Source organism: Ginsengibacter sp., assembly GCF_057362405.1.
The window spans coordinates 1-7,898 of record NZ_JBMQQG010000023.1 but is presented as its reverse complement, the minus strand read 5'-3'; the positions used below and the strand labels follow the sequence as shown (position 1 = coordinate 7,898).

8 protein-coding genes are annotated in these 7,898 nt (G+C 40.8%); 1 reads left to right on the top strand and 7 read right to left on the bottom strand.

Annotated features, from left to right (window positions below; all coding sequences use genetic code 11):
• Positions 1 to 441: transposase (locus ACO1O5_RS01805; protein WP_486267904.1), on the bottom strand; the 441-nt coding region annotated here is incomplete at its 3' end.
• Positions 442 to 865: 424 nt separating this feature from the next.
• Between ACO1O5_RS01805 and ACO1O5_RS01800 the strand changes: the two genes are divergently transcribed.
• Complete coding sequence (locus ACO1O5_RS01800) at positions 866 to 1,216, top strand: phage holin family protein (protein WP_486267902.1); 351 nt, start codon at positions 866 to 868, stop codon at positions 1,214 to 1,216.
• 506 nt (positions 1,217 to 1,722) lie between these two features.
• On the opposite strand, the gene ACO1O5_RS01795 is transcribed toward ACO1O5_RS01800, so the two are convergent.
• The 6 genes from ACO1O5_RS01795 to ACO1O5_RS01770 form a co-directional block, all read right to left on the bottom strand.
• Positions 1,723 to 1,881 (bottom strand): lmo0937 family membrane protein, encoded by a 159-nt coding sequence (locus ACO1O5_RS01795; RefSeq protein WP_486267900.1) that lies wholly within the window; start codon positions 1,879 to 1,881, stop codon positions 1,723 to 1,725.
• Between the two features lie 503 nt (positions 1,882 to 2,384).
• A complete protein-coding gene (locus ACO1O5_RS01790) occupies positions 2,385 to 2,711 on the bottom strand; it encodes a hypothetical protein (protein WP_486267898.1) in 327 nt (108 codons plus the stop codon).
• Between the two features lie 30 nt (positions 2,712 to 2,741).
• Positions 2,742 to 2,906, bottom strand: a complete 165-nt coding sequence (locus ACO1O5_RS01785) for a hypothetical protein (protein WP_486267896.1) — start codon at positions 2,904 to 2,906, stop codon at positions 2,742 to 2,744.
• A 708-nt stretch (positions 2,907 to 3,614) separates the two neighbouring features.
• Complete coding sequence (locus ACO1O5_RS01780; protein ID WP_486267894.1) at positions 3,615 to 4,046, bottom strand: carboxymuconolactone decarboxylase family protein; 432 nt, start codon at positions 4,044 to 4,046, stop codon at positions 3,615 to 3,617.
• Positions 4,047 to 4,537: 491 nt separating this feature from the next.
• Positions 4,538 to 6,259: a gamma-glutamyltransferase gene (ggt, locus tag ACO1O5_RS01775; protein WP_486267892.1), complete on the bottom strand. Its 1,722-nt coding sequence runs from the start codon at positions 6,257 to 6,259 to the stop codon at positions 4,538 to 4,540.
• A 19-nt stretch (positions 6,260 to 6,278) separates the two neighbouring features.
• Positions 6,279 to 7,898, bottom strand: a 1,620-nt coding sequence (locus ACO1O5_RS01770) for an amidase (protein WP_486267890.1), incomplete at its 5' end; no start/stop codon positions are given.

Below are 7,898 nucleotides of genomic sequence, written 5' to 3'. Positions count from 1 at the left end.
CCTGGCTTCTGCGAGTTCATGTTGAAGCTCAATACCTGAATAATCAATCTGTTTTGCAGTCATATTTTGCTGATTAAAGCCAACAAGATCGTTATCTTCCTGTTTCGCTTCACGCAACCAGGTTGAAAGCGTTTTCTTTCCCACTTTATGGATTAAGTGAGCTTCAGCTTTGGTCATCCTTTTTTGCTGAATTGCACGTATGATGCTTCTTCTCTGATGAATTGAAAAATGTAACCTTTTACCAGCATGGTATTCGGCTGATCCAAATCTTGACATCCATTCTCCAAGGGTACTATAAGCCATTCCATACCTGGAACAAGCTTCTTTGCGGCTTAGACCTTCTTCAACTTCGCCGACAATCTGTGCAACCAGGTCTTTGTGAAAACGAGCGGTCCGGTCATCCCTGGTACTGGGAATGCTCTTGCACTTTTTTTGTGACATACACTATACAATTTAGTGTATAGTTATTTTAGGACGGGTCATTGTCTTACAGCCTGAAATTGATAGACATTTTTATAAACATCCCTGCTAATGGCTGCCTTAAAATATTCGGGTATACGAAATATAATGAACAAGAATGATCAATGAATTAAAAAAAATGAAAAGTAAGCGCATACTGTTAAATTTTAATAACAGGATCGACAGAGATTGCCAAAGCGGAGCAGAAATCAGAAGAATGATGAGCATAACGATCATCATGCCGATGACCACCCGTTTAACGATCCCCGCGATAACAATTAATTGGAGAAAATTCCCGTTTGGGCAAACTTAACCTTTATGAGAAAGTATGGCCGGTTCTATCCCCGGGAGTGAGTACTGTTTATTATTCGGTACTTTTATTATTAATTCAAATAAAAATGTTTATATGAGAATGATTATCAAGTTCCTTATTACCGCACTTTTTGTTTACATATTGTCAAAGCTATTGGAACCTCATGTTGTAATATATTCGTTTACTACAGCAATAATTTTTTCGATTGTGCTGGCACTTCTCAATGCATTTGTAAAACCCATTATTATCATTCTTACCCTGCCTCTTACAATTATTACTTTGGGCCTTTTCCTCTTAGTGATAAATGTTATCATTATTCTGCTCGCCGATAAATTTGTTTCAGGAATTAAGATAGATGGTTTTCTATGGGCTTTTATTTTTGGTCTTTTGTTGTCGATCGTTTCCTCAATAACCCATAAGTTGAAAAGAAAATGGACCTTGTAAGAATATCATTAAATTCATCGCCTTCAAGGCGATGAATAAAAATTTACAGTAACCTTGATTGTGAAAAACACAATCATCAACCTGCACTAAAAAAGTCACAGGAAGCTGCGTTTATAATTATGGCCTGCCATTGTTTTTACATCGTACGGGCATCACCGTTATAATAACTGCCTTTAACCAGCCGTTAATACATCACTGCGTTTAGCTCACCATCGCCTCACCGGTAAAGATGCGCTAAGCTACATTGCGGCTATCGGCAGAAATAGACCCAATATAAGTTGCCAGGGCTTGCCAGCAAAAGCAGACAGGTTCAGGTCTGCCGATAGGGCGCCCTTTAGCCCTCCGTTGGAGGTAAATTATTTCAGGTTTCTTTAAAAAATAGCTTGCGTGCAAAACCGCGGAAACGCAGTATATTTAAAACAAAACGGTCTTCGCCTTTGCAGACGAAGACCTGTATCAAAATTACCCACATTCAAAACCTTCTTATATAATCGCAACCCCAAATCCTACACTGCATTGCGACCGGTTATGAGGTTATAAATTATAGCTATAACTGCTATCACCAGTAAAATATGAATGATACCTCCCGTGAAAAAACCTCCCAGGAAAGATATTGCCCAGATAATTATGCAGATAACTGCAACGGTCCATAAAATGTTTGCCATGTTAAATAGTTTTTGAGTTAAAAGAATATTACTTCCTATATATTCAATAGCTTGCCAAAAAATTTACGTGTAATCAAACGTTTAACAAGGCAAAAACTCACCAGTTTGGAGTGCTCTATTAACTAAATGGGGAAATGGATACTCATAATGAAGAGCAAAAGAACTAGCCTTACTGTCCTTGGTCTACCAACCAAAAGTTACCATACCCCCATTGCCGTCCGTGGATGTCAAAAGAATTTTCCACATATAGTTGTATCAAAAATGTATGTTTTGAAACTCTATATTTTTTTCACCTGTCCGATAAAAAAGAAGGAACCCTGTTAAAGGGCTTGCAACAAATCTCAGCAAATGCATCAACATCCAGCAGTTGTTTGGATCTGAAATAGACTTCTTCCGGGATGGTAACGGACACCCGTATGCGTTAACCTCAGTTCTGCCGGGGCGAGTAAAACAAACCCTCGTTTTCAAAAAAACGAGGGCGTAACATATCAGCTTAAAAGCAGTTAATCATTCTTTTCTTTCACTTTCTTACCGCCTCTTTTTACCTTATACTTTTTTTGATCTGCACTATTATTTTTCCACGGGTCTGTGCCGTTGTAATAAATAACCTGCTTGTCGTTATCACTGACGGTTAAATTTGCCGGAAGGGTTTTTACGGTAACCCATTTAGTAGTAGTTGTATCGAGGTACACGTAATCACTTGTTTTTGGATTGAAGTACACGTTAGACGACGGGTAATAATAATACTCGACTTTCGCCTGCTGTGCGTTAACCTCTACGGCGCTCCCCAACGAAATGAGCAGTACCAATGCCAGAATTAGCTTTTTCATAATTAGCGTTTTTAAATGATAAATAAAATTTTATAAACCAAATAATATGCCATTCAAAACGTGACGATACTGGTGAATATCACAAAGTCCTATGACCTTATTAACCAGGAATAATATTAATGTAGCTAACTGATTACAAAACCATGGAGGCATTAAAAGCGCACTACGTTTGCCTGTTACGCTTAGTGTGTTCATAACGGTTAGTTTCGGTATTCTTAGTTTCCGCCCCTGCGGACAAGTGCAACTACGGACTTACAATCATGGACACTATGACGAAAGTTCTATTTTAATTAGCCCGGGTTGCCTGTCATGATGATAATTTCTGACAGCACTATAAAAATCTTATACAAATTTTCTTGGGTACAAACAAAGTGCAGTAACACCCAATTATTTAAACACGTTACACGACCCAACTATGAAGAAGATATTTTTATTCAAATATTTTCAATACTGTATGCCAAAACTGTCTTCTGTAATAATAAGTCACAATACTAAAAGCCGTTTTTAAAGGAGTTGTCCGCATTGTTACTTTCGCTTGGCTCACCGTCATAAGTTGAATCGTCTTTTTGTTTTGCATTCATATATCTTGCATAAAAAATTTCACCTTTCTCAAATGAAATTGTCTCTTTAAAAATTGGCCCATTAAAAACAAAAGTGCGAAACTCCGTCCTCTCCGCAAGGATCAAAATCGTTAGAAAAATGCTTTAAGAAATCATTGCCTGTTACACTTCTTACAAAACCTCTGTCTAAATATTTTGCAAAAGTCGCTAACTGCCATTACATCCACATACTCGAATAATGGGAGGCTGGCGAGAGAGAAGGAACACACGCCCAGGACCAGCCTTTGCAACATTCCTTCTCCATGCATCGTTTCAATATGTTTGAAGACCAAACGTTCCGTAATTAGCTCGCAAGCGCTGCATGTTGTCCCGGCACATAGTCTCCAGCGGGTGTTCGAAAAGCAACATTTATACGATTATAACAATTAATAGCAATAACTGACATCGTTAAATCAACAAGCTCTTCTTCTGAAAATTGGCTCAGTACTTCTTCGTACACCTCATCAGGTACATCTTTCTTTTCAAGCTTTGTGACTGCTTCTGCCCATGCGAGTGCGGCACGTTCCCGGTCAGTGTACATAGGCGCTTCACGCCAGGCATCAAGCATATACAAACGTTGCTCCGTTTCACCTTTAACCCGCAAATCCTTTGAGTGCATGTCTAAACAATATGCACAACCGTTAATTTGGGATACCCTGAAGCTAACCAAATCCAACAACGCCTCTTCTATTGCCGACCTTGACAAATAAGCACCCAAACTGAAAAGAGGTCTCATGGCTTTGTAGCCTTTTTCATAAAAATTCATTCTCTGTTTCATGATAGATAAATTAAATTACACCTAAATGACGTCCGACATTGGACAAATTGGACATAAGTGAAATATTCATCCGCCGGAATGTATTCAAGCTATGGTGATACATCGCGTAGAGACCCGTATAACATCATAAATAAATAATACCAAATGGTCTCACGGCGTCACCTGACTATTTATACAAAAACCCTGCTAAAATATAAAGCCGGATAAATGAAATCAACATGCATCGTACAATTGCTATTGCGGGCCAGCGGGCAATAAAGGTTGAAATATTTGAGTACTGAAATCTGGAAATAAATCTCGTTGAATGATTTCTTACCTTTCCGAATATCTAAGGGATAGCGACATTTTTTTAAGATTAAATTAACTCAAGAATATCCGGGAAGGATACCGGTGGAAAAAGGGCACGACAGCAATACCTATAAAAACGGGCTAAAAAAAACGGGCGCTTCCTAATACCCGGCAGCCATTCCATCCTTACGCGGATCGGATGCTCCGTGATACACATGTCGCTCCGGATCAAATTTGATACACTGGTAACCACCAAAATTACCGGGCTTACCGGCTGCAACGCGATAACCCATCTTTTCCAATGCAAGAATGGTTTCTTCTGAAAAACCTGATTCGAGATAGATCGTGCCGATTCCATTACTTACTTCTCCTGTTGGTGACGAAGATCCTTCATGATCTATTCTTGGCGCATCACCCGCTTCCTGTATGTTCATTCCAAAGTCTATCATATTCATGAGCACTTCCACCTGGCCCTCAGGTTGAAAGCTGCCGCCCATAACACCAAAGCTCATGTAAGGGACTCCATCTTTGGTAACAAATGCAGGAATGATAGTATGAAACGGACGCTTATGCGGAGCATATGTATTGTTTTGCCCCTCTTTCAATGAGAATAAATAACCCCGGTTTTGTAAAAAAAATCCAAGGCTATCCGGTACCAAACCTGAGCCAAATGCTTCGAAATTGCTTTGAATAAGCGATACCATGTTTCCTTCATCATCTGCAACGGTGAGGTATACGGTTTCGCCTCCTTTCAATTGCCCATCATCGCCAGCTGAAAAGGAAGAAACAGCTTTATCCATATCGATCAACTTAGCCCTTTCGGCTCCGTATTTCTTTGATATTAGTGCATCAACAGGAATCTTTGCAAAACCAGGATCAGCATAATACTTTGCACGATCTTCATAGGCTAGTCTTTTTGCCTCGGTGAATAGATGGATATGCTCAGCGCTTCCATATGGAATTTTGCTGAAATCAAATTTTTCCAAAATGTTCAGCATCTCCAATACAGCAATACCTTGTCCATTTGGTGGTAATTCCCAAACGTCATAACCGCGATACGTGGTGGACACCGGCTCCACCCATTGCGATGTATGATCGGCAAGATCGTTATAAGAAAGATACCCGCCACGTTCTTTCATAAATTCATCTATCTTCCGTGCTATGTCACCTTTATAAAAAACATCTCTTCCACCTTTTGCAATAGCCTCCAGGGAATTGGCGAGATATGGATTCTTGAACACGTCACCTCTTTTTGGCACATCTCCATCCGGCATGAAAACATGTTTTACGTTCGCATCGTTACCATACAATTTTTTTAAACTCTTATAATAAAATGCCGCTTCGTCGGCAACAGGAAAACCATTTCTTGCGTAGTTAATCGCGGAACCAAGAATCTCTGTCATCGGTAGTTTTCCAAATCTCTTATGAAGCTGAAACCATCCATCTACGCAACCGGGAACCGATACGGGTAACGGTCCGCTTACCGGGAGAAATTCCCGTCCGTGTTGTTTTAGTATGTCCAACGTAAGCGTATACGGCGAGCGGCCGGAAGCGTTGAGTCCATATAATTTTTTTGTTTTGGCGTCATAGACAATTGCAAAAAGATCACCCCCAATTCCATTCATCTCCGGATCGGTAACACCCAATACGGAATTGGCCGCAATTGCTGCATCAATAGCATTCCCGCCTTTTTTTAAAATGTCAATAGCAGCTTCCGTTGCCAGGGGCTGACTGGTACATGCCATTCCGTGCCGCGCCATTACAACAGAACGCGTAGCAAAAGCTTTTCCAAATAACCTGTCTTGTGCAGGTGATAAAAACGGCAACGATAAGACAAGAAGCATTATTGACAATGCATGGCGGAAAGGTGAGATCATTTTCATTTATTTAAATCTGTCAGGCTTAAAAATTTACCGTGGGTAAAAACTTCGGAGGCTTGCGAGCTTTGGAGACTAACTCATATGCATAAGCGATTTTCAGCAACACCGGTTCGCTCCACGCTCTACCAAAAAATGAAATGCCAACAGGCAAACCAAATACCTGGCCCGCCGGCACCGTTATGTGCGGATAGCCGGCAACAGCAGCCAATTGCGAACTTCCGCCGAGAAAATGATCGCCGTCAACGAGATCAGTTACCCACGCCGGGCTATCGGTAGGAGAAACGATTGCATCAAGATTATACCTGGTCATAACTGCATCAATTCCTTCTTCACGTGTGAGTCGATATTTCCTGTCCAAAGCTTCCAGATATTCCTTGTCGGTTAACGGCCCTCTCTTTTCAGCCTCTAAAAATAATTCCTGGCCGAAGAACGGCATTTCCTTGGCTGCATTTTTTTCGTTGAAATCTATGAGGTCTTTCAATGTATGAAACGGAGTATTGGAACCACGATGTTTTAAGTAAGCAGCCATATCGGCTTTCAGTTCATAAGATAATACAGTGCCTTCTGCGTCATCAAATTTGCCTAACGAATCGATTATTACCGGGTCAACTAATACAGCGCCATGTTGCTTTAATATTTCCAAAGCATCATTTATGATTTTATCAACAGCAGGAAGAAATCCAAAATATTTCCTCAACACACCGATACGGGCACCTCTTAATCCATCTTTATCCAAAAATTTTGTGTAATCCGGATATGCTTTCCTTTCTTTATTTTGTGTTGCTTCATCCTCTTCATCGGCACCTGCCATAGTACTAAGTAATATTGCGGCATCGCTAACAGTCCGCGCCATGGGACCTGCTGTGTCCTGCGAATGTGAAATTGGAATAATGCCTGCACGACTTACCAATCCGACGGTAGGCTTAATACCAACCAATCCGTGTAACGAGGAAGGGCTAACGACAGAACCATCCGTTTCGGTGCCTATTGCCACCGCACACAGATTGGCCGCCGCCGCTGCACCCGAACCCGAACTTGAACCGGAAGTATTTCTGTCAAGCGCATATGGATTTTTGGTAAGTCCCCCGCGTCCGCTCCATCCGCTGGTGGAATGCGTGGAACGCATGTTGGCCCACTCACTTAAATTTGTTTTACCTAATATCAATGCTCCTGCATCACGAAGTTGTTTTACAACAAATGAATCTTTCTCCGGCTTTGAACCAACCAATGCAAGCGAGCCGGCAGTAGTTTCCATGTTGTCTGCCGTGTCAATATTGTCTTTTATCAAAACCGGTATTCCATGCATCGGGCTTCGCGGGCCTTTTTCCTTTAGTTCTTTGTCGAGCTCATCGGCTATTTTTAATGCATCAGGATTTAATTGAATAATGCTATTAATAGCAGGCCCGGATTTGTCAATTTCTTTTATTCGCTGAATATATTTTTCCGTGATTGACCTGATGGTGTACTTACCGGATTTGAAACCAGCATTCAGTTCATCAATCGTGATCTCGTCCAATTCAAATGGAGACGAAGTAATAGACGAAGTCATTTCATTTATTGCTTTCCGGGCAAAAGAAAATGAAGGGACAGATACCGCAGCAATGCTTCCTGCGATCCCTTTTTTTAAAAATTTTCTTCTGCT

Bases quoted from the DNA above. Each gene is read 5' to 3' on its own strand.
- ACO1O5_RS01800 (WP_486267902.1), top strand. From the start codon at position 866: ATGAGAATGATTATCAAGTTCCTTATTACCGCACTTTTTGTTTACATA.
- ACO1O5_RS01795 (WP_486267900.1), bottom strand. From the start codon at position 1,881: ATGGCAAACATTTTATGGACCGTTGCAGTTATCTGCATAATTATCTGG.
- ACO1O5_RS01790 (WP_486267898.1), bottom strand. From the start codon at position 2,711: ATGAAAAAGCTAATTCTGGCATTGGTACTGCTCATTTCGTTGGGGAGC.
- ACO1O5_RS01785 (WP_486267896.1), bottom strand. From the start codon at position 2,906: ATGAACACACTAAGCGTAACAGGCAAACGTAGTGCGCTTTTAATGCCT.
- ACO1O5_RS01780 (WP_486267894.1), bottom strand. From the start codon at position 4,046: ATGAGACCTCTTTTCAGTTTGGGTGCTTATTTGTCAAGGTCGGCAATA.
- ggt (WP_486267892.1), bottom strand. From the start codon at position 6,259: ATGAAAATGATCTCACCTTTCCGCCATGCATTGTCAATAATGCTTCTT.